Here is a 1,124-nt window from a genome sequence, read left to right as displayed (position 1 = left end):
TGCCCTTCCCGAGAGAAGGGTGACAGTTCATACCGGAGACATGGGTTACACTTTTGGCCTTTGCGAGGAGAGCGAAGGTGCCTTGGCAGGAGTGCAACCGTATGGACGAGCGTCTCAAATTCGTTGCGCGGGTTCTTGATGGCGAGAAGATAGCGGCGCTGTGCCGCGAGTTCGGCATCTCGCGCAAGACCGGCCACAAGATCATCAGCCGCTATAATGCCTGCGGGCTGGAAGGACTGACGGATCGCTCGCGGCGTCCCTACCGGCACGCCAATCAGCTTCCTTTCCAAATCGAGAAGCTGATTGTGCGTGCCAAGCAGGAGAAGCCGAACTGGGGCGCACCGAAGATCAGAGAACGACTGGCGCGGCTTTACCCGGACGTGCAAACGCCGGCGATCTCGACCGTGCATGCGGTGCTCGACCGCAACGGGCTGGTTCAGCACCGCAAGCGACGGCGCAACAGGGCACAGGGAACGCCACTCTCCCAACCTCGCCAACCCAACGACTTATGGTGCGCTGATTACAAAGGCGAGTTCATGCTTGCCGACAAGCGCTACTGCTATCCATTGACGGTCACCGATTTCGCCAGCCGCTACCTCCTAGCCTGTGAGGCGCTGCACACGACGAAGGAAGCCTACGCCTTCACCGTGTTCGAAAGCGTCTTCAAGGAGTTCGGCCTGCCCAGGGCGATCAGAACCGACAACGGCGTACCCTTCGCTAGTCCCAATGGATTGTTCAATCTGTCGCGGTTGGCGGTCTGGTGGCTGAGGCTCGGCATCGACATCGAGCGCATCAAGCCAGGCAATCCGCAGCAGAACGGCCGCCACGAACGCATGCATCTCACACTCAAGCTGGAAACCACTAAGCCGGCCGGCGCCAATTTCCTGCAGCAGCAGGCCCGCTTTGACGACTTCGTCGAAGAATTCAACACAGAGCGGCCGCACCAAGCCCTTGACATGGCTTGCCCGGCAGAGCGCTACCACGCTTCACCACGACCCTATCGCGGCCTGCCGGAGCTCGACTATCCGTTCCACGACCAGACCGTGACCGTCACAACATGCGGCCGCATCTGCTACAAGCGAAAGAAGATCAATCTCAGCCTGGTCTTTGCCGGACAGGCCGTC

At 60.1% G+C, this 1,124-nt stretch carries 1 protein-coding gene; it reads left to right on the top strand.

The window, feature by feature from the left end; translation table 11 throughout:
* Positions 1 to 77: 77 nt before the first annotated feature.
* Positions 78 to 1,124, top strand: a 1,047-nt coding sequence (locus RWK44_RS34770) for an IS481 family transposase (RefSeq protein ID WP_441005342.1), incomplete at its 3' end; no start/stop codon positions are given.

The organism is Rhizobium sp. 25PS6 (assembly GCF_032464655.1).
In the GTDB taxonomy this organism is placed as follows: domain Bacteria; phylum Pseudomonadota; class Alphaproteobacteria; order Rhizobiales; family Rhizobiaceae; genus Rhizobium; species Rhizobium laguerreae.
This window is presented reverse-complemented; position numbering and strand designations above follow the sequence as displayed.